At 59.0% G+C, this 21,936-nt stretch carries 25 protein-coding genes; 7 read left to right on the top strand and 18 right to left on the bottom strand.

Features of this window, described 5'->3' with window-relative positions:
• Positions 1 to 25: 25 nt before the first annotated feature.
• Both hmgA and hppD read right to left on the bottom strand, forming a co-directional pair.
• Positions 26 to 1,387 carry a homogentisate 1,2-dioxygenase gene (gene hmgA / locus FHX15_RS20465; protein ID WP_184400181.1) on the bottom strand — a complete coding sequence of 454 codons (1,362 nt, stop codon included), beginning with the start codon at positions 1,385 to 1,387 and terminating at the stop codon, positions 26 to 28.
• 68 nt (positions 1,388 to 1,455) lie between these two features.
• Entirely contained in the window at positions 1,456 to 2,565 is a 1,110-nt protein-coding gene (gene hppD, locus FHX15_RS20460) for a 4-hydroxyphenylpyruvate dioxygenase (protein WP_184400180.1), read from the bottom strand.
• A gap of 127 nt (positions 2,566 to 2,692) precedes the next feature.
• On the opposite strand from hppD, the gene FHX15_RS20455 reads away from it, so the two are divergent.
• Positions 2,693 to 3,193 carry an Lrp/AsnC family transcriptional regulator gene (locus FHX15_RS20455; RefSeq protein WP_184400179.1) on the top strand — a complete coding sequence of 167 codons (501 nt, stop codon included), beginning with the start codon at positions 2,693 to 2,695 and terminating at the stop codon, positions 3,191 to 3,193.
• A 7-nt stretch (positions 3,194 to 3,200) separates the two neighbouring features.
• Here FHX15_RS20455 and FHX15_RS20450 read toward each other — a convergent pair whose 3' ends face one another.
• Positions 3,201 to 3,662: an Lrp/AsnC family transcriptional regulator gene (locus FHX15_RS20450; RefSeq protein WP_184400178.1), complete on the bottom strand. Its 462-nt coding sequence runs from the start codon at positions 3,660 to 3,662 to the stop codon at positions 3,201 to 3,203.
• A gap of 124 nt (positions 3,663 to 3,786) precedes the next feature.
• Between FHX15_RS20450 and FHX15_RS20445 the strand changes: the two genes are divergently transcribed.
• Positions 3,787 to 4,578, top strand: a complete 792-nt coding sequence (locus FHX15_RS20445; protein ID WP_184400177.1) for a phenylalanine 4-monooxygenase — start codon at positions 3,787 to 3,789, stop codon at positions 4,576 to 4,578.
• A 26-nt stretch (positions 4,579 to 4,604) separates the two neighbouring features.
• Here FHX15_RS20445 and FHX15_RS20440 read toward each other — a convergent pair whose 3' ends face one another.
• From FHX15_RS20440 to FHX15_RS20425, 4 genes are all read right to left on the bottom strand, one after another.
• Positions 4,605 to 5,024 carry a GNAT family N-acetyltransferase gene (locus tag FHX15_RS20440; protein WP_184400176.1) on the bottom strand — a complete coding sequence of 140 codons (420 nt, stop codon included), beginning with the start codon at positions 5,022 to 5,024 and terminating at the stop codon, positions 4,605 to 4,607.
• A 2-nt stretch (positions 5,025 to 5,026) separates the two neighbouring features.
• Positions 5,027 to 5,953 (bottom strand): prephenate/arogenate dehydrogenase family protein, encoded by a 927-nt coding sequence (locus FHX15_RS20435; RefSeq protein WP_184400175.1) that lies wholly within the window; start codon positions 5,951 to 5,953, stop codon positions 5,027 to 5,029.
• On the bottom strand, positions 5,950 to 7,047 hold the full coding sequence (hisC, locus tag FHX15_RS20430; protein WP_184400251.1) for a histidinol-phosphate transaminase: 1,098 nt from the start codon (positions 7,045 to 7,047) through the stop codon (positions 5,950 to 5,952). The genes FHX15_RS20435 and hisC overlap by 4 nt, the downstream gene beginning before the upstream one ends.
• A 98-nt stretch (positions 7,048 to 7,145) precedes the next feature.
• Positions 7,146 to 7,922, bottom strand: a complete 777-nt coding sequence (locus FHX15_RS20425; RefSeq protein WP_184400174.1) for a class I SAM-dependent methyltransferase — start codon at positions 7,920 to 7,922, stop codon at positions 7,146 to 7,148.
• A gap of 54 nt (positions 7,923 to 7,976) precedes the next feature.
• Here FHX15_RS20425 and gloB point away from each other — a divergent pair, with 54 nt between their 5' ends.
• A complete protein-coding gene (gene gloB / locus FHX15_RS20420) occupies positions 7,977 to 8,747 on the top strand; it encodes a hydroxyacylglutathione hydrolase (protein ID WP_184400173.1) in 771 nt (256 codons plus the stop codon).
• 18 nt (positions 8,748 to 8,765) lie between these two features.
• Entirely contained in the window at positions 8,766 to 9,188 is a 423-nt protein-coding gene (locus tag FHX15_RS20415; RefSeq protein ID WP_184400250.1) for a cupin domain-containing protein, read from the top strand.
• Here FHX15_RS20415 and FHX15_RS20410 read toward each other — a convergent pair.
• Together FHX15_RS20410 and FHX15_RS20405 are read right to left on the bottom strand one after the other, a co-directional pair.
• The gene (locus FHX15_RS20410; RefSeq protein ID WP_184400172.1) at positions 9,185 to 10,078 is read right to left on the bottom strand and encodes a DMT family transporter; all 894 of its coding nucleotides are present in this window, start codon (positions 10,076 to 10,078) and stop codon (positions 9,185 to 9,187) included. The genes FHX15_RS20415 and FHX15_RS20410 overlap by 4 nt on opposite strands.
• A 32-nt stretch (positions 10,079 to 10,110) precedes the next feature.
• Positions 10,111 to 10,893 (bottom strand): DUF3108 domain-containing protein, encoded by a 783-nt coding sequence (locus FHX15_RS20405; protein WP_184400171.1) that lies wholly within the window; start codon positions 10,891 to 10,893, stop codon positions 10,111 to 10,113.
• 241 nt (positions 10,894 to 11,134) lie between these two features.
• Between FHX15_RS20405 and rpmB the strand changes: the two genes are divergently transcribed.
• Positions 11,135 to 11,431: a 50S ribosomal protein L28 gene (rpmB, locus tag FHX15_RS20400; RefSeq protein WP_184400170.1), complete on the top strand. Its 297-nt coding sequence runs from the start codon at positions 11,135 to 11,137 to the stop codon at positions 11,429 to 11,431.
• A gap of 138 nt (positions 11,432 to 11,569) precedes the next feature.
• Complete coding sequence (locus FHX15_RS20395; protein WP_184400169.1) at positions 11,570 to 12,205, top strand: VUT family protein; 636 nt, start codon at positions 11,570 to 11,572, stop codon at positions 12,203 to 12,205.
• A 168-nt stretch (positions 12,206 to 12,373) separates the two neighbouring features.
• Here the strand turns inward: FHX15_RS20395 and FHX15_RS20390 are convergent, their stop codons facing one another.
• The 5 genes from FHX15_RS20390 to FHX15_RS20370 all read right to left on the bottom strand — a co-directional run bounded on the left by FHX15_RS20390 (position 12,374) and on the right by FHX15_RS20370 (position 17,891).
• Entirely contained in the window at positions 12,374 to 12,955 is a 582-nt protein-coding gene (locus FHX15_RS20390) for an AAA family ATPase (protein ID WP_184400249.1), read from the bottom strand.
• Positions 12,956 to 13,031: 76 nt separating this feature from the next.
• Positions 13,032 to 14,030 (bottom strand): esterase-like activity of phytase family protein, encoded by a 999-nt coding sequence (locus FHX15_RS20385; RefSeq protein WP_184400168.1) that lies wholly within the window; start codon positions 14,028 to 14,030, stop codon positions 13,032 to 13,034.
• A gap of 22 nt (positions 14,031 to 14,052) precedes the next feature.
• Positions 14,053 to 15,954, bottom strand: a complete 1,902-nt coding sequence (gene cobT / locus FHX15_RS20380) for a cobaltochelatase subunit CobT (RefSeq protein WP_184400167.1) — start codon at positions 15,952 to 15,954, stop codon at positions 14,053 to 14,055.
• A gap of 12 nt (positions 15,955 to 15,966) precedes the next feature.
• Positions 15,967 to 16,959, bottom strand: coding sequence for a cobaltochelatase subunit CobS (gene cobS, locus FHX15_RS20375; protein WP_112571788.1), 993 nt, complete (start codon positions 16,957 to 16,959; stop codon positions 15,967 to 15,969).
• Positions 16,960 to 17,270: 311 nt separating this feature from the next.
• The gene (locus FHX15_RS20370) at positions 17,271 to 17,891 is read right to left on the bottom strand and encodes a J domain-containing protein (RefSeq protein ID WP_184400166.1); all 621 of its coding nucleotides are present in this window, start codon (positions 17,889 to 17,891) and stop codon (positions 17,271 to 17,273) included.
• Positions 17,892 to 17,996: 105 nt separating this feature from the next.
• On the opposite strand from FHX15_RS20370, the gene FHX15_RS20365 reads away from it, so the two are divergent.
• Entirely contained in the window at positions 17,997 to 18,278 is a 282-nt protein-coding gene (locus FHX15_RS20365) for a BolA family protein (RefSeq protein WP_184400165.1), read from the top strand.
• 3 nt (positions 18,279 to 18,281) lie between these two features.
• Here the strand turns inward: FHX15_RS20365 and FHX15_RS20360 are convergent, their stop codons facing one another.
• From FHX15_RS20360 to FHX15_RS20345, 4 genes are read right to left on the bottom strand one after another with little or no spacing between them, the layout of a single operon-like run.
• Positions 18,282 to 18,761, bottom strand: coding sequence for a DUF2938 domain-containing protein (locus FHX15_RS20360; protein ID WP_184400164.1), 480 nt, complete (start codon positions 18,759 to 18,761; stop codon positions 18,282 to 18,284).
• Positions 18,762 to 18,818: 57 nt separating this feature from the next.
• Positions 18,819 to 20,129: an HlyC/CorC family transporter gene (locus tag FHX15_RS20355; RefSeq protein ID WP_184400163.1), complete on the bottom strand. Its 1,311-nt coding sequence runs from the start codon at positions 20,127 to 20,129 to the stop codon at positions 18,819 to 18,821.
• Positions 20,129 to 21,259 carry a 3-dehydroquinate synthase gene (gene aroB, locus FHX15_RS20350; protein ID WP_184400162.1) on the bottom strand — a complete coding sequence of 377 codons (1,131 nt, stop codon included), beginning with the start codon at positions 21,257 to 21,259 and terminating at the stop codon, positions 20,129 to 20,131. The genes FHX15_RS20355 and aroB overlap by 1 nt, the downstream gene beginning before the upstream one ends.
• Positions 21,256 to 21,846, bottom strand: coding sequence for a shikimate kinase (locus tag FHX15_RS20345; protein WP_184400161.1), 591 nt, complete (start codon positions 21,844 to 21,846; stop codon positions 21,256 to 21,258). Before FHX15_RS20345 ends, aroB begins: the two co-directional genes overlap by 4 nt.
• Positions 21,847 to 21,936: the final 90 nt, after the last annotated feature.

Raw genomic sequence — 21,936 nt, 5'->3', positions numbered from 1 at the left:
CCCGACCGATCATCACTTGATGCCATCACTTGATCCCGGGGGTTCCATCGAACTTGCGCTCCAGGCCGTCCCAACACTGCAGGTAATTGTCCTGCAGGGTCTCAAGCTCGGCGGCGTATTTCGTCAATTGCTGCGGGTACCGGGTCTCGAACATGAAAGCCATGGTGTCATCCAGCTTCACGGGTTTGAGCCCTGAATTGGATGCCTTTTCGAAGGCGAGCGCGTCCGGCCCGTGGGGAAGCATCATATTGTGCAGGCTCATGCCGCCCGGCACGAAGCCCTCCTCCTTGGCATCATACTGGCCATGGATCAGGCCCATGAACTCGCTCATGATGTTGCGGTGGTACCAGGGCGGACGGAATGTGTGTTCGGCCACCAGCCAGCGCGGAGGAAAGATCACGAAATCGACATTGGCCGTGCCCGCATCTTCGGTCGGGGCGGTCAGCACCGAAAAAATCGACGGATCGGGATGATCGAAGCGGATCGCGCCAACTGGGGAAAATGTCCGCAAATTATATTTGAAGGGGGCGTAGTTGCCGTGCCAGGCAACCACGTCGAGCGGCGAGTGGCCGATATCGGTGACATAGAATTTTCCGCACCACTTCACATGCACGCGGCAAGGTTTTTCCTTGTCCTCGAAAGCGGCGACCGGTGTCTTGAAGTCACGTGGGTTCGCCAGGCAATTGGCGCCAATTGGCCCGCGGTCAGGCAGGGTGAATTTCGCGCCATAATTTTCGCAAATGTATCCGCGCCAGACTGTTTGCTCGCCGCTTCGCAGGACTTTGAACATCATGCCACGCGGTATGAGACATATTTCCAGAGGTTCGACATCCATCATGCCCATTTCGGTGAATACTCTGACGGCGCCGAGTTGCGGCACGATCAGCAGTTCACCGTCAGCGTTGAAGAAATAATCATCGATCATGTCCTCGTTGAAGACGTAGGCATGCGCGGCCATGCCTACCTGGGTCGTGACATCGCCCGCCGTGGTCATCGTCCGCACCCCCTCAAGAAATGTCAGCTTCTCAGTGGGCGTGGGAACAGGATTCCAGCGAAGCTGCCCAAGCGGTAGCGAATGCTGGTCCAGGCAAGGCGCGGTCTTCCAGAACGGATAGGAGGCGCTCGAAAAGCGGCTTGTGTGACGCACGCTCGGACGAATGCGATAAAGCCAGGACCTTTCGTTCGTCCCGCGCGGCGCTGTGAACGGCGAGCCCGACAGCTGCTCGGCATAAAGGCCGTAATTGCATTTCTGAGGGCTGTTCTGCCCTTGGGGCAAAGCGCCGGGAAGCGATTCCGTCTCGAAGTCGTTGCCGAACCCCGGCATATATTTCAGTTTATCTGCCGTCGAGGCTTCACCGCCCAACGTCTGGATCGATGTCTGGTCCATGCTCACTCCTCCCCTAAACCTCTCCGACGCCGCGCATCTTGTCGGACGCCCTTGCGACGCCGAAGAGTTTACTCCGCTGCAGTACCGATGACACCACGTTTGATCTGATCGGCCTCGATCGACTCGAAGAGGGCACGGAAGTTCCCCTCCCCGAAACCCTCGTCGCCCTTGCGCTGGATGAACTCGAAGAAGATCGGCCCGATGACGGTTTTGGAGAAGATCTGGAGCAGGATTTTCGTCATGCCCCCGTTCACCACGCCTTCGCCGTCGATAAGGATACCGTGCCTCTTCATGCGGTCGATAGGTTCGCTATGGCCGTTCACGCGTTCATAGGACATATCGTAATAGGTCTCCGGAGGACCCGGCATGAAACGCAACCCATTGTCGGCGAGCCTGTCGGTCGCCTCGTAAATATCTTCCGTCCCGACGGCGATATGTTGGATGCCTTCGCCCCGGTATTTCTTCAGATATTCCTCGATCTGGCTCGTATCGTCCTTCGATTCATTCAGCGGAATGCGGATCTTGCCGCAGGGCGACGTGATGGCGCGGCTCACCAGACCGGTGATGCGCCCGTCGATATCGAAGAAGTGGATCTGCTTGAAATTGAAGAGGTTGCGATAAAAATCCCACCACTTGTCCATGTTGCCGCGGAAGACGTTGTGGGTGAGATGGTCTAGATAATAGAAACCGATCCCCTGGGGACGCGGGTTGCGCTCGCCGAGCCAGTCGAACTCGGCATCGTAAGACGATCCCTTTGCACCATAGGTCTCGACGAAATAGAGCAGCGAGCCGCCAATGCCGACGATCGCCGGCACATCGAGCGCCTTGTCGTTCCCTTCGTAAGGGACAGCGCCTTTTGACACCGCGTGATCGAATGCGTGCCTGGCGTCGACGACGCGCCATGCCATCGACGGAGCGCAGGGACCGTGCTCTGCGACAAAACGAGCGGCATGGCTGGTGGGTTCGGCATTCAGGACATAGTTGATATCGCCCTGACGCCAGACGGTGATGTCTTTCGTTTTGTGCTTTGCGACGGGGATATAGCCCATGCGCGTGAAGAGCTGGCGCAGCGTCTCGGCTTCGGGGTGAGCGAATTCGACGAATTCGAATCCATCGGTGCCGGCGGGGTTGTCGACGGTGATTTCCGAGGGCGGCGCATCATGCGGAAAAGGGCCCATTTTCTCCTCCTGGTAACTGGGCTTTGATATGCAAAGTGTGGCCCAAAACGCATGCAAAGTTCTTGCATTGTTTGCGACATCGGAAGAGATTATGCACGGTTCGTGAGAGTTATAGAGGTTTTGCGCAATGGATGAACAGCTGGACAAATTGGATTTGCGCCTGCTCCAGGAACTTCAAAAAGATGGTCGCCTTACGAACAATGAATTAGGGGAGCGGATCGCGCTTTCCCCCTCGCAATGCTCCCGCCGGCGCACCAGACTGGAGTCCGAGGGATATATTCGAAGCTACCGGGCCTATCTCGATCAACAGAAGCTGGGTCTGGATATGTTGGTGGTCATTTCCGTCACACTTGCGACCCACAACAGGGACAATGCCCGCAGGTTTTCGCAGCTGATCAACGGGCTGCCGGAAGTTCTCGAAGCCTATGCACTGACCGGGGAAATGGACTATCACCTCAAGGTGGCGACCCGCGGGCTCGCGGACCTCTCCAAGTTCGTTAACGACGTTCTATTGCCCCATGAGTCGGTGCAGCACGTGAAGACGTCGATCGTGCTCGACACACTGAAGACATTCGAAGGCTTCCCGATACACGTGCCAGGCAGCTGGCATGGCGAAAGCACGCGTTGATCCGGTGTCAGAGCGGCAGTTCGGTCGAGAATTTCAACTCGCGCAGCACGAAGCTCGATACGACCGTGCGCACATGCGGGTTGCGCATCAGGTAGCGGGTCATGAAGGCTTCATAGCTTTCCACATCTCTCGCCCTGATCTTCAGCATGTAGTCGAAAGCGCCTGACAAGGCGTAGCACTCCATGATCTCCGGCCGCTCCAGCACCACGGAGGCAAACGATGCCACCGCCTCTTCGTGATGATCCTCCAGTGTCACATGCGCGATGACGCAAAGCTTGAGATCGAGTTTTCCGGGATCAAGCAGCGTCACGCGCTTTCGGATAACGCCGTCGGCCTGCAGTTCCTGGATCTTCCGCCAGGCCGAACTCTGCGACATGCCGGCCCTTTCCGCCAGGTCCGCCAGCGAAAGGCTGCCGTCGGCCTGAATGAGCTGCAGAAGCGTGCGGCGGAAATTCCCAGGTTCTTTCATTTACTGCATCATATCGGGGAATATTTCCCACCATTATGGCAACAGCCGCCGGGAAAGAAAAGAAAATCCTCCAAACTCGGATCATAATGACGGGGAATATCGACGTGCCTGGGAGGATCAGCCTATGACCAAGGAAAGCACCTACACCGCCAAACTGCCCGGCCCGGATGGTTTGTATTCCTACACTCCCGAAGAGGATGCGATTTGGGGTGAACTCTATCTGCGTCAGATGAAACTGCTCGCCGATACGGCCTGCCGCGAATATCTTGATGGCGTGAAAACGCTGGGGCTCAAGCCTGACAAGGTGCCACAGCTTCTCGATGTGAACCGACGCCTGAACGAGACGACCGGCTTCGGCGTGGAAGGCGTGCCGGCGCTCATTCCACCCTCGCGCTTTTATGAACTTCTCTCGCAAGGCAAATTTCCCCTCGCAACGTTCCTCCGCCGCCGCGAGCATATCGACTATATCGAGGAACCGGACCTGTTCCACGAGGTCTTCGGCCATTGCCCCATGTTGACCAATCAGAGCTATGCCAATTTCGTACGGCATTTCGGCGAAACCGCCGTCCGCCTCGGCAAGGGTTATTCGTGGCACCTGTTCCGGATCTTCTGGTTTACGGTCGAATTTGGCCTGATCAATACGCCGCAAGGCCGCCGCTGCTTCGGCGCGGGTATTGTCTCATCGCCCAGCGAAGCGAAGGCGGCAATGGAGGGCAAGGCGTGCGAATTCAGGCCGTTCGATCTGTTGACCGTGCTGAGGACACCTTACCGAATCGATATCCTCCAGCCGATCTATTATGTCGTCGACAGTTTCGCCGATCTTGAAGCTATCGTGGATCAGGATATCGAGGGCATGATCCTCAAGGCGAAATCACTGGGTGATTTTGCCCCTACATTCGAAGCCAAAGCCTCTTGAAGCGTGGATGAATACTTAATCGGCACCTAAACGAGCTTCTTGAGGAAGAATACTTCCGGCACCATCTGGATGCAGGGCAATTTGATCGAGCCGGTTTCAGAAAAGCCGTTGCGGCGATGCCAATCCTGCGGCCGGCTTTCGTCGCATTCGCTGGACGTCATCAAGAGCCGCGCGCCGCTTTCGCGCATCTCCTTTTCCCAGGCGAGAAATAACGCCGTCCCAACACCGGACCGGCGATGGCCATCCAGCACACGGATCATTTCCATGTACGGAATCCTGCCCCAGAAGCGGGAGAAGCGCAGGAACCCGACAATCTCGCCCTGCTCACGGGCGATCAGATATTCGCCAAGATCGATACAACGGGAAACCCAAGCCTTGCCGACATGAATGTCTTCGCGAAGCAGCCATTCCTTGTCCGACTGGCTTGGCTTCGCGATCTCAATCATGACTATTTCTTTTCCAAAGGATGCGGCCGGCCGAAATCCGGCGCATCCACATCCTGACCTGCCTGGACGATCGAGCGGCGGATAGCGCGGGTGCGGGTAAAGAGTTCGAAGATCTTGTCGCCCTCGCCCCAACGGATCGCCCGCTGCAGATAGGCAAGGTCTTCCGAGAATCGCGCCAGCATTTCCAGGATTGCGTCACGATTATGCAGGCAAACGTCGCGCCACATCGTCGGGTCGGAGGCGGCAAGACGCGTGAAATCGCGGAAACCGGAGGCGGAATATTTGATGACTTCCGATTCCGTCACCGTCTCCAGATCATCGGCCGTGCCGACAATATTGTAGGCTATGAGATGCGGTAGATGGGAGACGATCGCAAGCACCTTGTCGTGATGCTGGGCGTCCATTTCATCCACTCGTGACCCCAGAGCTTCCCAGAAGCTGCGCAACGCCTTCAGCGCTACCGGATCAGTTCCTTCGAGCGGCGTCAGGATGCACCAGCGTCCCTCGAACAGGCCGGGAAAGCCCGCATCCGGACCAGACTTTTCCGTACCCGCGATCGGATGGCCGGCAATGAAATGCACATGGCTGGGCATATGCGGCTGCATCTGAGCAATCACGGAAGCCTTGGTCGAACCGACATCCGTAACGATCGCGCCGGGTTTCAAACTGCCGGCGATCTCTTTCGCAACGCTTTCGGAGGCGCCGACCGGCACCGACACGATAACGAGATCGGCATCCTTTACCGCCTCGGCCGAGGAGGTCGTGTAGCGATCGCCGAGATCAAGTTCTTCCGCACGTTTCAGCGTCTCGGCGCTGCGTGTGGCGACGACGACTTCCTTGGCAAGGCCCAGGCGTTTGATGTCATGAGCAAGAGAAGAGCCGATCAGCCCGATGCCGATGAGGGTGATGCGGTCGAACTGCGAAGTCATGCCTTGCGCCCCATGAATTCGCCGAGCGCCTCGATGACGCCGAGATTGGCCTCTTCCGGGCCGATGCTCATGCGCAGCGAGTTCGGAAAGCCATAGCCGCGAACCGCGCGCAGGATATAGCCGCGGCTCGTCAGGAACTCATCGGCCTCCGCTGCCCGCTTGCCGTCGATGTCGGGGAAATGAATGAGAACGAAGTTGGCGACCGATGGCGTGACCTTCAGGCCGATGGCCTCAAATGCGCTCGTCAGCTTCTCGATCCACATCTGGTTGAAGGACACTGCCTCCTGGACAAAGGACTGGTCGCGGATCGCCGCAGCACCCGCGGCAATTGCGGGCGCATTCATGTTGAAAGGCCCGCGCACACGGTTGAGCGCATCGATAATCTCAGCCGGCGCATACATCCAGCCGACGCGCAGCGCAGCGAGGCCATAAACCTTCGAGAAGGTGCGAGTCATGACCACATTGGCGTTGGAGGAGACGACCTCGATGCCGGCTTCGTAGTCGTTGCGGCGAACATATTCGGCGTAGGCCGCATCGAGCACGAGGATGACATGCTTCGGCAGGCCGGCCTGCAGGCGTCGGATTTCGCTGACGGGAATATAGGTGCCGGTGGGATTGCCGGGATTGGCAATGAAGACGACCTTCGTCTTATCCGTCACCGCAGCAAGGATCGCATCGACATCGACCGTATGGTCCTTTTCCTTGACCATGACCGGTGTGGCACCGGCACCCATGATCTGGATCTTGTACACGAGAAAGCCATGCTCGGTGATGATGCCTTCGTCGCCGGCGCCGAGATAGACGTGGCAGAGCAGTCCGAGCAACTCGTCGGATCCGTTGCCGCACAGGATGTTTGCCGGGTTGAGGCCGTGCACGGAAGCAATCGCCTCGCGCAGTTCAAGCGCCTGTCCATCGGGATAACGCTCAAGATTGCCTGCCGCCGCCTTGAATGCTTCGATCGCCTTGGGGCTTGCGCCGAGCGGCGTCTCGTTGGAGGAGAGCTTGTAAACACGAGCTACGCCCGGCGCATGTTCCTTGCCCGGCACATAGGCGGCAATATCCAGAATACCGGGACGCGGAACAGGCTTGCTCATCTCAACGCTCATGAATCGACCTCTGAAACCGCCGAAAAACCGGCGAAAGACTTGAGTGGCATTAAAGCCGAATGGCGTTTTTGTCGAGGGCTGCAAGCCTAGCGACTGCGTGTTGTCGGCACGCCGTGCGGTGCAAGCACAGGCACGAAGACGCGGCGGGAGGCGCGGGCAGCAACCGGCAGACCTTGGTAGAGCCGCTTCTGTGCCTCGACAATGATGACGCCGGAAAAAGCTGGCCATAGAGTTCGACCGATCCGCTCGAAGCCGCTGCGCAAGCGCAGCACAGCCCGCAGCTTAGACGGCGGGAAGAACAGCGCCTCGGCTGTGGCGCCCGGCGTAAAATTGGTCTCACGCAAGAGATGGGTGAGCTGGCCGCGCGAATACGGTCGGCCGGAGCCAAAGGGCGTATGCTCCATGCGCGCCCAGACACCGCGCCGATTTGGTACCACGATAACGAGCCGTCCGCCAGGCGCCAATACCCGCCAGAGCTCTTTCAGTGTCTCGCGTGGACTTTCGGCAAATTCCAGTGAATGGACCATTAATACCCGGTCGATCGAGGAATCCGGCAACGGCAATTCTTCATCGAAAATCAGTGCGGTGGAAGAGAGCGAGCCGACGGGCCAGTTTACGGCCCCCTGCCCCGCCGGCATAAAGGCGAAGGTGCGTTCTGTATCGGCCTGAAAACGGTCGAGAAACGGCACGGCAAAACCGATGCCGACCAGCCGCTCCTGCGGCAGCCGTACCCAGAGCGACGATAGCGCCATGGCAATCGAATGCTCGGCCATGCGCCCCAGCTCGGAATGATAGAATTGACGAAGATCGACGATATCGGCGTGCATTATCCCAAATGTTATCAATGACCGGTTGGACTTCAAGGCCGGAACCTCTACATTCCCGGTCAGTTCGAGGGATAAGGGATTACTTGAGCAATGAAATCTTTGGAATTAGAAGTTTTTCTCTGCCGCAGCGACAATTTCGGCGTTCTGGTCCATGATGCGGAAACTGGGCAGACCGTCTCGATCGACGCGCCCGATGCGGCAGCTGTCGAAGCGGCTGCTGCGCGCCGCGGCTGGAACATCACTCATATCTTCACGACCCACCACCACATCGACCACGTGGAAGGAAACCTGGCGCTCAAGGAGCAATACGGCCTAGAGATCATCGGCCCGGTCAACGAAGCAGTGGTTATTCCCGGCCTCGACAAGTCGATGGGTGACGGCGACAGCTTCCTCTTCGGCGACCACACGGTCAACGTCATCGAAACGCCGGGCCATACGGCGGGCCATATCTGCTACCACTTTGTCGACGATAAGCTGCTCTTTGCCGCCGACACGCTCTTTGCGCTCGGCTGCGGTCGCCTGTTCGAACGCCCCGCCGCCGACATGTGGCATTCGCTGCAGAAGCTTGCCGTCCTGCCGGATGAGACTGCCGTCTATTTCGGTCACGAATATACGCTGTCCAACGCCCGCTTCGCTGTCACTATCGATCCCAGCAACGTACGCCTGAAAAGCCGTGCAGCGGAAATCGAGTCCCTGCGCGCCGAAGGCAAGTTCACCATTCCGACCACGCTGGGGCTCGAAAAGGAAACCAATCCCTTCCTGCGCGCGGCCGATCCCGCCATCCGACGCAACCTGCTGATGGAAGGCAAGACCAATGAAGAAGTCTTCGCTGAGATCCGCAAGCGCAAGGACAATTTCTAAGGCATGACCGACGGCAACCTGTCTCCCGAGCAGATCATCCGCGAGCTCGGCATGCAGCCGCATCCCGAAGGCGGCTGGTATGTCCAGACCTTCCGCGACGAGAATGGCGGCGAGCGCGGCCATTCGACAGCGATCTATTATCTGCTCGCCAAGGGCCAGCGCTCGCACTGGCACCGTGTCCATGATGCTGCGGAAGTCTGGCACTACTATGCCGGGGCGCCTTTGGCGCTGCATCGTTCCGAAGACGGAAGCCACAGCGAAACGCTGAAACTCGGCGCGGACATTGCCGGCGGCGAACGGCCGCAGGCGATCATCCCCGCCAACTGGTGGCAATCGGCCGAAACGCTGGGCGACTTTACGCTGGTCGGCTGCACGGTGGCACCTGGCTTCGAATTCTCCAAATTCGAAATGGCGCCGCCGGATTGGAAGCCTGGCACTTAAGCCTGTTCTGTCACCGGTCGCATTTGCGGCTTGCGGCGGAACATTTCCTGCGCTGCCAGCACCGCGCCGCCGGTGATCAGCAGGCAAGCTAGCGCAATGCGCCAGCTCGGCTCGGCAACGCCGAACACGGTCAGAATCAGCGTGGACAGCAGCGGCGCGGCATAACTTGCGGCGCCGAGAATCTGAATGTCGCCGTTCTTGACCCCATAATCCCAGGCATAGAAGGCCGCACCAACCGGCAAAAGACCGAGGCCGACCACCGCAATCCATTCGAAGCCTGTTTCCGGCCAGACCGTCGTCTCAAGCCCCAGGTGGGAGAATAGCGAAAGCACCGACGTAGCAATGCAGAAGCCCGTGACGACATCGGTCGAAACGGCATCGAAACGCCGTGTCAGCAGCGAATAGCCCGACCACGTGAAGGCGCAGAGGAAGGCCGCTCCGTAACCGACGGCATAGGCACCGTCGAAATCGATGCCGTTGCGCCCGACGATCATGAAGGTGCCGCTGAGCCCCGCCAGAGCGCCGACGATGTGGTACCAGCGCAGCCTCTCGCCCGGCAGCAATGCCGAACCGACGACGATCAGCAGCGGCCAGAGATAGGCAATCAATCCCGCCTCGACGGCCGGCGCGTTTCTCAGCGCCGTGAAATAGAGGAAATGGTAGCCGAACAGGCCGGTAATGCCTGTAATCCAGACCTTCGCTGGCTGTTTCAGAAGCGCGATCCGCGATGGGTTGAAAACGAGCACGAGAATCCCCGGAATGCTGCCGATGGCAAAACAGATGGCCGAAAGCTGAAACGGCGGCATCTTGCCCGACGCGGCGGTAAAAAGGGCCAGAAACGACCACATGAGAATGGCCGTAAATCCGACCAACGTTGCCCGGAGCTTCACCCTTCCCCCTCGCGGAGACTGCTAAGACTCCGTCAGCTGTTCACGCTACTGTATTTCACAGCCGTGATCGTTACCGTCCCGTATTCCGTGGGAATGCGGACATAGACTGGTGCATATACATCTGCCGGCTCAGCCTTGGCAAACCAGATTTCCATGCGATTGCTCTTGCTGAGATAGACAAGGTCCTTGCGACCCTTCTTGTAGCCGGAGCGCGGAATGAAGCGAACGCCGCAGACGGTCGCCTTGCCCTTGAAGCCGTCGGTCGAGAAATCTTCGTCGCCCTTCGGCGATAGCACGAGGTCCATCCGCGTCTCGCCGTCGAAGATCGGCAGCTTCTGTGAGCAGACATTCGTATCACCGGTAAAGATGAGGCCCGAGATCGGGTCAAGCACGGAGCGCATGTCACTCTGCGTTACCGGAATCCATTCTTTCGGTCGGCGTGGCTCAGGCGTCGTGGTGGCCGAAACGATGTCGCCATTGCGGTAGCTGACCTCGTAAGTCCGCACCTTCTTGCCTGTCTTGTAATAGAGAACGTATTTCGCCGCTTGCAGCCGGTCATTGCGTACCACACCCGTGACACTGGTCTTGGCCAGGATGTCGGTCACAAGATCGGCAAGACCGGCCGATTTGATATCGCCGTCAATATTGTAGCTGTGATCGTCTTCGATCTTCGTAAGGAAGGCGGCTCGCGCGATCGTCAGGCCTGCAAGGGCCACCTTATATTCCGTACGGTGCTGTATCTCGCTAGCACCGACCGGCACGGCCAGGAGCGCCGCAAATGCCGAAACCAATATTCGTCTGCCAAGATGAGCCATAGTGAGCGCCTTGTCTTGCCGGGCCGCTTGCGCCCTTGCACTGCGGTCTATACTCCTGCCGCACCGCGAAGAAAACAGCAGCTTTTTGACAGAATTGCGGGAAAGGCCAACGTTTGGCTTGACGCGCGCGACCTGTCTGACTATAGAACCGCAACTTTCCAATCATGGCCTGTTGGATTGCGCAGCTGGTTGTCGCCGGATTGTCACCCAATGGCCCGAGAAAAACAAGAATAGGTGTTCCATGTCCCGCGTGTGCGAATTGACCGGCAAGGCCGTCCTGACTGGTAACAATGTCAGCCATGCCAACAACAAGACCAAGCGCCGGTTCCTTCCGAACCTGTGCCAGGTTACGCTGATCTCCGACGCGCTCGGCCAGCGTTACCGTCTTCGCGTTTCGGCTGCTGCTCTTCGTTCCGTCGAGCATCGTGGCGGCCTTGATGCTTTCCTGCTGAAGGCCAGCGAAAACGAACTTTCGATGCGCGCTCGCCTGCTGCGTCGTCAGATCGTCAAGAAGACTGCTGAAGCTGCTGCTGCTTAAGCCTCGACTGACGTCCTTCTAAAAGCTTTGAAAGGCTTGCACGGTTAATACCGGACAAGCCTTTTGCTTTGCCGACTGGATCCCCGATTCCACGCTGAAATTTTCACTCGAGCTGGTGGCATCACCCAGGATAAAAAAATGCTGAAGACTCGCTATACCCTTATCTATGTTGCGCTGATGACGTTTGTCGTCGTCGCCTCCAACTTCCTCGTCCAGTTTCCGCTGAACGCCACGGTTGCCGGCATCAATCTCGCCGACATTCTCACCTGGGGCGCTTTCTCCTATCCGATTGCCTTCCTGATCACCGACCTGACGAACCGCCAGTTCGGCCCCCAGGCTGCCCGCAAGGTAGTTTTCGCAGGCTTTGTCGTCGGAGTCGCGCTTTCCTTCTTCACCTCGGTGCCGCGCATCGCGATCGCCTCCGGCTCGGCCTATCTCGCAGGCCAGCTTCTCGATATCGCCGTCTTCAACCGCCTGCGCCGTCAGGCCTGGTGGCGCGCACCGCTCGTCGGCTCGCTGATCGGTTCGGCGCTGGATACGGTGATGTTCTTCTCGCTGTCCTTTGCCGCATTCTTTGTCTTCCTCGGCCCGAACGAGCCTTTTGCGCTGGAGAACGCGCCGATCTTCGGCGTCCTCTCCACGGAAGCTCCGCGCTGGATCTCCTGGGCGCTCGGCGATTTCTCGGTGAAGATGCTTGTCGGTCTGGTGATGCTGCTGCCCTATGGCGCACTCATGAACGTGTTGCGCCCGATGCAATCCGCTCCGGCACGGTAAACACCGTCCCGCAATCCGCCCTCGGATCGAAATCTTCGCATTCCCCACCTTGCTTCTCGCTTTGGATGGAGATCATTTCTGGTCGAGCGACCCAGGAAAACGCTCTGATCATGAATGCTGGACGGGCTGGCTGCAGACCTTGCTGCAGCCAGCCCGCACCAACCAATGTCAGCGCCGACTCAGAACTCGCGACGACTGAGAATGCCCTGCAATGACCGCCGGGTGGCTCAGCACTTCCGCAATGAGTTCTCCGACTGGCCGTGATGAATCGAGCCGCAAGATCGGCCTTGTCAGCGTATTCAGCCACGCCTCATGCCCGACGAGACTTCGGCGTTCCGGTCCCGCGGTATCGTACCTCTCTGCCCATTCCATGAATTCGCGGCTTTTCACTGCCATGTCGCCACCGGGCCTGATCCGCTCGCCGTACCGCTCCTCCTCGCGCTTGCGGATGCGTTCCATACGTGCAATGGGATCGATCGTCAGAAAGACGACCAGATCGTAAAGCGGCTCGAATTCCGCGCCCCAGCTCAGCGCCGAGCCGGAAAGCACCCAGTCAGCATCGGGCGGTGCTTCTTGCCGAAGCATTGCGATACGAGCTGCGGCCTCGCGCTTCGTCGTGAAGGGCGGATCGGTCGGCATCCAGAAGAAGTGATCGGTATCGAGATGACGGATGCCGAGCGTTTCGGCCAGCGCCAAGCCAAGCGTGGACGTGCCTGAGCCCGAGGCTCCCGTGATATGGATGTGCATGATACGCTCTCGTAAAGGGTGACATCTGCGAAGGGATGGACCGGATAGCGCAGAGTTATGACAGCCGTTCGACGGCCGCTCAATCGACCAGCCGGAATTCCAGCATCAGATTGCGCTGAAGGATGGAGTGATTGTCGTCCGACACCAGAATGATATGCGTCGAACCATCGGCCGCCTGGAAGGCGTCAAGCCCTTCCATATTGTCGATATTGTAGTTGAAATTGCCCTCGACGAGCAGTTCTCCATTCACAATAGCACCGGGCTTGATATCCGCCGCTTTGATGCGGCGGATGCGCATGCCGATGCCTTCGGCCATATTGAAACGCCGCTCCAGTAGCAGAAGATCGCCGCCAGGCATGAAAGCAGCATCGGTCACATCGAAACTGCCATCCCTCTCCACTGTGAATTGGCCTTTTAACGGTCCGGCAAGAATGGCCGCAAGACGGTTGCCATCTTCATCGAGGCTGCGTTCCGTCACGATGATGGGCGCGCCTTTGAGCAGGCTGGATCGAGGCGCGACGACTACGGTTTCTATGCCGCGATTAGCCCTCAATTCATCTTGGGGAATGAGTATGTCGATTGTCGCAAGCGCGCGCGAAACAAGAAAGCCGGGGTCCGGATAGACGTCGACGCGATGATACTGTTCAAAAGATACAAGAATCCGGTCGCCATCCAACGCGAGGCCTTCGGCATCCATATGCCCCTTACCCTCGTAGGTCCGGCCAACTCGATCCCGCATCGGGGTAATTTCGACACCGGAAAGGCCGGACAATTTGCCTTCGCCGTCGCGCTCGATGCTGCCGGTCAGCCACTGGCCGGTATCAAGTACACCGATAAAACTCTTGCCGTCAGGCCGTATGCGGATGGAAGAAAGCGAACCGAAGAGTGAATTGCTGGACACCATCTCCAGCCCGCCGATAAATTCCAGTGGGCCGAATCTGGTCTCGTCACGACCGATATGGAAATCCGAAACCTGGCGGCTGATGATCTTTGCAGGCTCTCCCGCAGAAGCACCGGAAAAGCCTGTCGCGAGGCTCAGCAGAACCAAAGCCGCGCGAGACAGGTTTTCAAACGCCATCCGGACCTTCCCCGAGACTATATCAGCCAGTGCGGCGCAGGCGGCCACCGCGCGGCTGCGCGGCATGATCTTCGAACAATTCCGCAAGCTGCTCCGTCATCGCGCCGGCAAGCTCGTCGGCATCGACGATCGTCACGGCGCGGCGATAGTAACGCGTCACGTCATGGCCGATGCCGATTGCCAGAAGCTCGACCGGGGACCGCGTCTCGATCTGCTCGATCACGGCGCGCAGGTGCCGCTCCAGATAATTGCCCGGATTGACCGACAGCGTGGAATCGTCGACCGGCGCGCCATCCGAGATCATCATCAGGATGCGGCGCTGCTCGCGCCGGGCCAGCAGACGGTTATGTGCCCAGATCAGCGCCTCGCCGTCGATATTTTCCTTGAGCAGGCCTTCCCGCATCATCAGGCCGAGATTGGTGCGCGAGCGCCGCCACGGGGCATCGGCCGACTTGTAGACGATATGGCGCAGGTCGTTAAGACGGCCGGGCGTCTGCGGTTTGCCACTGGCAAGCCAGTTCTCACGTGCCTGGCCGCCCTTCCAGGCCTTGGTCGTAAAGCCAAGGATCTCGACCTTGACGCCGCAACGCTCCAGCGTGCGCGCCAGAATATCAGCGCAGGTGGCCGCAACCGTGATCGGCCGGCCGCGCATCGAGCCGGAATTGTCGATCAGCAGTGTCACGACCGTATCGCGGAACTGCGTATCGCGCTCCATCTTGAAGGAGAGCGGCTGCGTCGGATCGATGATGATACGCTGCAGGCGGGCCGTATCGAGATAACCTTCCTCGAGATCGAAATCCCAGGAACGGTTCTGCTGCGCCATCAGCTTGCGCTGCAGGCGGTTCGCAAGACGGCCGACGGCACCCTGTAGGTGCGCCAGCTGCTTGTCGAGGAAGGCGCGCAGGCGCTCAAGTTCGGCGGCATCGCACAGCTCTTCGGCGGTGATGATCTCGTCGAACTCTTCCGTATAGACGTGGTAATCGACCTTTTCGTTGAAATCGGCAAACGGCGTGTTCGGACGGCGGGTTTCGCCCGGCGTTTCGGAATCGTCGTCGCCCTCTTCCATCATGTCGTCGTCGGAGATTTCGGCGCCTTCTGTCTCGCCGTCCTCCATCTGCTCGTCGGCGACTTCGCTGTCCTCGACAGGTGCCGCATCGCTGCCGGCATTCTCATCGACCTCGTCCTCGTTCTGCTCGTCGCCGGTCGGCTGATCCTCCTCGCTCGACTGGTCATCGGAATCGGGGTCGCTGTCGTCATCGCCATATTCCTCAGCCATTTCCATGGCTGAGAGCATGTTGCGGATAACCTTCGAGAAGGCCTGCTGGTCGTTGATGACACCGGAGAGATTGTCGAGCTCGCTGCCCGCCTTCTCCTCAATGAAGGAACGCCAGAGATCGAGAACCTTTCCGGCCGAAGCCGGCGGTTTCTGGCCGGTGAGCTTCTCGCGCACCATCATGGCAACGGCTTCGCCGATCGGCGCGTCTTCCTGCCGTTCGATGCCGGTGAGATTCGCCTTCGCGTATTTCTCCTCGGTCATGGAGCGCAGGTTGGCGGCCATGCCTTCCATGCGCAGCGAACCGATCGATTCTACGCGCGCCTGCTCGACGGCATCGAAGATCGCCCGGGCATCGGAGCCCTGCGGCGCCATGCTGGAATGGACCTTTTCGTCGTGACAGGCGATACGCAGCGCCATGGAATCGCCGAGCCCGCGCGTCACCGCCAGCTCATGCGCCGTAGGGCGCTTGGAAAGCTCCGGCAGGCGGATGCGCTCGCCTGTCATGCCGGGGCGTTCATTGGCGAAGGCCACTTCAACCTGATCATCGCCCGCAATTGCGCGCACGCAACCTGTTATGGCGCGCCGCAATGGCTCGACATCGACAGGCGCGCCAGGCTTTGCTTTCGAATTGTCACCACGAGATGCCATGATCGACTGGCCTTAAGCTCCCAGCACGATATTGGCAGCGCTTTCCTTCAGTTCCACGCCAAAGGCGCGCTGATAGTGCTCAGCCACCAGCGGACGCTCCAACTCGTCGCACTTGTTGAGGAAGGTGACACGGAAAGCGAAGGCGATATCGCCGAAGATCTCGGCGTTCTCAGCCCAGGTGATAACGGTACGCGGGCTCATGACGGTCGAAAGATCGCCGTTCATGAACGAAGCGCGTGTCAGATCGGCAACGCGGACCATTTTGGAAACCGTCTCGCGGCCTTCCTTGTCCTTGCCGAAGCTCTTCACCTTGGCGGCGATGATGTTCACTTCATGGTCGTGCGGCAGGTAGTTCAGCGTCGAGACGATCGACCAGCGGTCCATCTGCGCCTGGTTGATCTGCTGCGTGCCGTGATAGAGGCCGGTCGTGTCGCCAAGGCCGATCGTGTTGGCGGTGGCAAACAGGCGGAAAGCCGGGTGAGGACGGATGACGCGGCTCTGGTCGAGCAGCGTCAGGCGGCCCGAAGATTCCAGAACGCGCTGAATGACGAACATCACGTCAGGGCGGCCGGCATCATATTCGTCGAAGACGAGTGCAACATTGTGCTGGTAGGCCCAGGGGAGGATGCCATCCTTGAATTCCGTGACCTGCAGGCCATCCTTGACGACGATCGCGTCCTTGCCGACGAGATCGATACGGCTGACATGGCTGTCGAGGTTGATACGCACACAGGGCCAGTTCAGACGGGCCGCGACCTGCTCGATATGCGAAGACTTACCCGTACCGTGGTAGCCGGAAATCATCACGCGTCGATTATGGGCAAAGCCGGCGAGAATCGCGAGCGTCGTCTCCCGGTCGAAGAGATAGTCGGGATCGAGGTCCGGAACATAGGCATCGCCCTTGCTATAAGCGGGAACGCGAATGTCGGAATCGATACCGAAGACCTCCCGGACCGAAACGGTGGTATCGGGCAGTTCGGAAATATCAAGGTCAATCTTGCTCATCATGTCTCCAAGGCGGGTGACGGCCACCCGGCCACATTATCTCAGCCATTGCGCAGCCATGGTGCCGCAGTCTTTTGTCCCGCGCTCTCCAGGGTCGGAACGTCGGCGATACTTCTCCGGGACTGAAACGAAACCTCGGCGGCATAATGACCGCTGGCGAGCATTCTTGAAAGAGTCCCGGACAAGAAACGCCACGTCCGGAAGGTTGGCCGGGGCGGTGTCAGGAAAACACGAAAAACCATGCCGCGGTTGCCTGCGGCCTCAGCCGATGTGGACCATACCCGATTGAAGCTTAAGAGCAAGGACGGGAATTAACAAAAACCGTTCTGCTTCAATAATTGATAGGCCTGGATGACGGCGCGGAAACGCTCTTCCGAGCCGCGATCGCCGCCATTCGCATCGGGGTGATGCTTCTTGACCAGTTCCTTGTACTTGCTCTTGATCTCCGCCGAGGTGGCATCCGCGGCAAGTCCCATCGTATCGAAGGCCTTGGCTTCCAGCGATTTCAGCTTGCGGGCCTGCGGGAAACGCGGGCCGCTGCCCTTGCCGCCACCTTCTTTTACGAAGCCAAAGGGATCACGCACGCGCGAATAGGCACCGGAGCGAATCTCGGCATGCAGCGGGCTGTTCTTGGCATCTTTGTTGACACCGACCGTCCAGGTGGGGCGATGACCTGTTATCGCCTCCTTCTGATATCGCGCGATCTCCCCGTCCGACAGGCCGGAGAAATAGTTGTATCCCTTGTTGTAGTCCTTGACGTGCTCGAAACAGAACAAAAAGAACTGGCCTTCCGCATTGCGTCCCACGGGGGCGCGATGCGTGCCTTTTTTGTCGCAGCCGTCCCACTGGCAGGTTGGAGGCGCCTGTTCGGCCTCCTGCTCCCGCTTGCGGCGTGTTCGGATACGATCGAAATATTTGGAATCAAGTCTCATGACGGCGCTAATTATGGGGCCGCTGGCTGATGACAACAAGAATTGACAAACGGGAATGTTGCTGGCTTGGTGGGAACCTTTTTCCTGAACTCGAAAGACCCGGTGATGACACTGCAGACCAGCATCGAAGAGAAGCTCAAGGCGGCCTTTGCGCCCGAGCGTCTTGCCGTCATCAACGAGAGCCACCTGCATGCCGGGCACCAGCCAGACATGACAGGCACAGGCGAGACACATATGCGCATTCGCATCGTCTCGGAAAAGTTCGCCGGCATGTCGCGGCTCCAGCGCCATCGGGCAGTCACCGATCTGCTGAAACCCGAATTGGACGCTGGACTCCACGCGCTGGCCATCGAACCAGCCGCACCCGGTGAAACGACCCGCTGGTAGTCCTCAGCGAATGATTAGAGCCGTCACGTAGAGCCCGAAGCCGAAAACGGTATGGGCAAGCAGGTTCAGCACGCGGACCTTGGTGGGGTTCGGCGTCTTGGAGGCCACCCAGCCGAGGCCAAGGCCTGGCTGCATCAGGAACCAGCCGGCGCCGACCGTGACGATGCCGAGAATCCAAGCCGGCAAGAATGTCGGTGCGGCAAACCAGGCCGGGCCGACGAAGAAGGCCAGAAGAACGCCGTATAGAATGCCGACGGCGTAGTGGCCGATCCAGCCGAGTGCCAACTCGTTGGAATAGGGTTCGGCATTCCCTATATCGTCGTGAAACACCTTGCCCTTGCCAATATGCCAGAACCAGCGGCCAGCTGGCGCCCAGTTCGGCGAAGGCGTCACGCCGAGCTTTGCAAGCAAGATCGCCCAGATGTCCATGAGGATGGTTGCCCCGATGCCGATGACGACGGAGCGCCAGAGAATGTCGAACATGTCAGATCCTGTGGGATAAGCCGGCACGGAGAAACCCGCCAGCAATGGAAATCTTGGTCAGGCGGGTTTCGACTCGTCTTCCTCGGCGGGTCGGATGCGAAGCTTGGTGATACGGTTCTTCTCACGTTTCATGACGACAAAACGCTTGCCGTGGAAGGTAAAAGCCTGCCGCTCTTCGGGAATGGTCATCGATTCATGGATGACGAGGCCGGCGATCGTCGTCGCTTCCTCGTCCGGCAGGTTCCAGTCCAGCGCGCGGTTGAGATCGCGGATCGGCACACCCCCGTCGACAACGATGGAACCGTCGGCCTCCTGACGCACGCCCTGCATGTCGATATCATGCTCGTCCGAGATATCGCCGACAATTTCTTCGAGAATATCCTCGAGTGTCACGATGCCTTGCACTTCACCATATTCGTCGACGACGACGGCAAAATGCTGCTTGCGGCGCAGGAAGGCATTGAGCTGATCCTCGAGATTGGTGCTGTCGGGCACGAACCAGGGCTTCTGGGCGATCTTCACGATATCGAGCTGCTGTGGCTCCATGTTTGGCTCGGCAAGTGCGCGCAGCAGATCCTTGGCGTGCACGACGCCGATGATATTGTCGATCGTACCACGCCATAACGGCATACGCGTATAGGGACTTTCGAGAATCGCCCGAACGACGGATTCCGGCGGATCGTCTGCATTGATCGCCCGCATCGCCGTACGGTGGACCATGATATCGGAAAGCTCGAGTTCGCCGAGATCAAGCACGCCGCCAAGGCGGTCGCGGTCCGCCTTCACGACGGAACCTTCGCGATGCAACAGATCGACGGCGCCGCGCAGCTCCTCATGTGCCGATAGCATCGAGACTTCGCGCGACAGGTTGATCCCGAAGAGCCCAAGAATCTGGCGGACGATCGCATTGACAAAAGAAGAAATCGGACCGACCACGGCGACGAAAAGCCGCGTCGGTATCGCAACGGTGAGCGCAAACCGCTCTGGCGTCGAGATCGCCCAACTCTTCGGCAGGACTTCCGCGAAGATGACGAGGATGATCGTCATCGCAAGCGTCGCCAGCGCCACGCCGGAATTGCCGAATATCCCGAGGAAAACGCTCGTCGCCAGTGACGAGGAGAGGATATTGGCGAGGTTGTTACCGATCAGCAGCGCGCCAATCAGCCGGTCACGGCGCTCGATGAGTATCCTGACAAGGCCGGCTCGCTCATCGCCATTCGCTTCCAGGGTATGAATCCGGCTTCTCGAAACAGCAGTCAGCGCGGTCTCGGATCCTGAAAAGAAGGCAGACATCAATACCAGGGCCGCGATCGAAACGATCTCTGGCCAGTAGACCGATAAAAACGCCAGGGTGCCCTCGACTGACATCAGGGATGTTTTTCCTTGAGAAAGCTGATCACTTCGGAAGCCGGTACGTCATTGGCGACGAAAGATTGGCCGATGCCGCGTGTGAGAATGAAGGTGAGTTTGCCGCCTTTGACCTTCTTGTCCTGCGCGATCGCATCCATCAGTACGTCAGCCGGCGGCAGGATACCGGGGATGTCCGACATGCGGGTCGGCAGACCGACCGCCTTCAGATGTGCTTCGACACGGCGGGCATCATCGGGGCTCGCAAGATTCATGCGCGCCGAAAATTCGTGCGCCAGCACCATGCCGATAGAAACCCCCTCCCCATGAACCAGCCGGCTGCTGTCATAGGCGGTGGCAGCCTCCAGCGCGTGACCGAAGGTGTGGCCGAGATTGAGCAGCGCCCGTCGACCGTTTTCTCGCTCGTCGGCGACCACGACATCCGCCTTTGCTTGGCAGCTCACCGCAATCGCTTCGATACGGGCCGAACCGCCGGCAAAGACCGCCTGCCAATTATTCTCCAGCCAGGCGAAGAAATCCGGCTTGTCGATCAAGCCATATTTGGCGACTTCGGCATAGCCGGCGCGAAATTCGCGTTCGCTCAAAGAGTTTAATACGTCGGTATCGGCGAGCACCAGATCCGGCTGATGAAAGACGCCGATGAGGTTCTTGCCGTGGCGGCTGTTGATGCCGGTCTTGCCGCCGACGGAGGAATCCACTTGGGCGAGCAGCGAGGTCGGCACCTGCACAAAGCGAACCCCGCGCCTGACGATGCCGGCCGCAAAGCCCGAGAGATCGCCGATAACACCGCCGCCGAGCGCAATCACGTAATCATTGCGTTCGACGCGGGCTTCCAGAACCTTGTCGCAGACATTGATCAGATGCTCGAAACTCTTGGTCTTCTCGCCGGCCGGCAGCACGACATCAGCCGAGACGATACCGGCAGCATCAAGGCTCGCCTTCAAAGCGTCCAGATAACGCGGTGCCACATTTTCGTCCGTTATGATGGCTGCCTTTCGGCCTTTCAGGCGTGAGGCAATCTCGCCACCTGCGCTGGCAATCAGTCCCGGCCCGATCAAAATGTCATAGGCCCGCTCGCCAAGCGGTACATGTACTTTGCGGGCGGTGGAAGCAGGCGTCATTGCGTTCATGATACTGCACTTTCTTTCTGGGCCTCGACAACGGCTCTCAGCACTTCATCGGCCATGACTTCCTTGCGCACGTCGCGCGAAAGCACCGTGAGATCGGCCTCGGCATAAACGGGGTATCGCGCATTCATCAAGTTTTCGAGAGTTTGCTTCGGGTTTTCGGTCTTCAGCAGCGGACGTGTATCGCGCTTGTTGACCCGGTCCCAGAGTACGTCGAGATCGGCCTTCAGCCAGACCGAGAGGCCGCCCTTCTTGATATGCCTGCGCGTGCGAGCGTTGATGAAGGCCCCGCCGCCCGTAGAGACCACCCGCGGGCCGCCCTTCAGCAGGCGCTTCATCACCCGCGCTTCGAGCGCTCGGAACTCTTCTTCTCCATAGGCCGCGAAAAGCTCCGTGATCGTCATGCGCGAAACACGCTCGATCTCGATATCGCTGTCAATGAAGGGAATGCCGAGCTGGTGCGCAACGAGGCGGCCGACCGAGGATTTTCCGGCCCCCATAAGACCAACCAGGATGAGGTTGCGTGAACCGAGCGCGGCGCGAGCTCTGTCTCTCAGGCTGTCTGCAACGAAAACTGGGGGTTCACTCATCGGTCCATTCACACTTTGTTTGCAAACGGTATCGACAAATGCGGCTGTAGCGTCAAGTCGCGGGCAAGGGAATCATCGCACCAATACCGC

The sequence above is a fragment of the Rhizobium sp. BK650 genome (assembly GCF_014195325.1).
In the GTDB taxonomy this organism is placed as follows: domain Bacteria; phylum Pseudomonadota; class Alphaproteobacteria; order Rhizobiales; family Rhizobiaceae; genus Rhizobium.
This window is presented reverse-complemented; position numbering and strand designations above follow the sequence as displayed.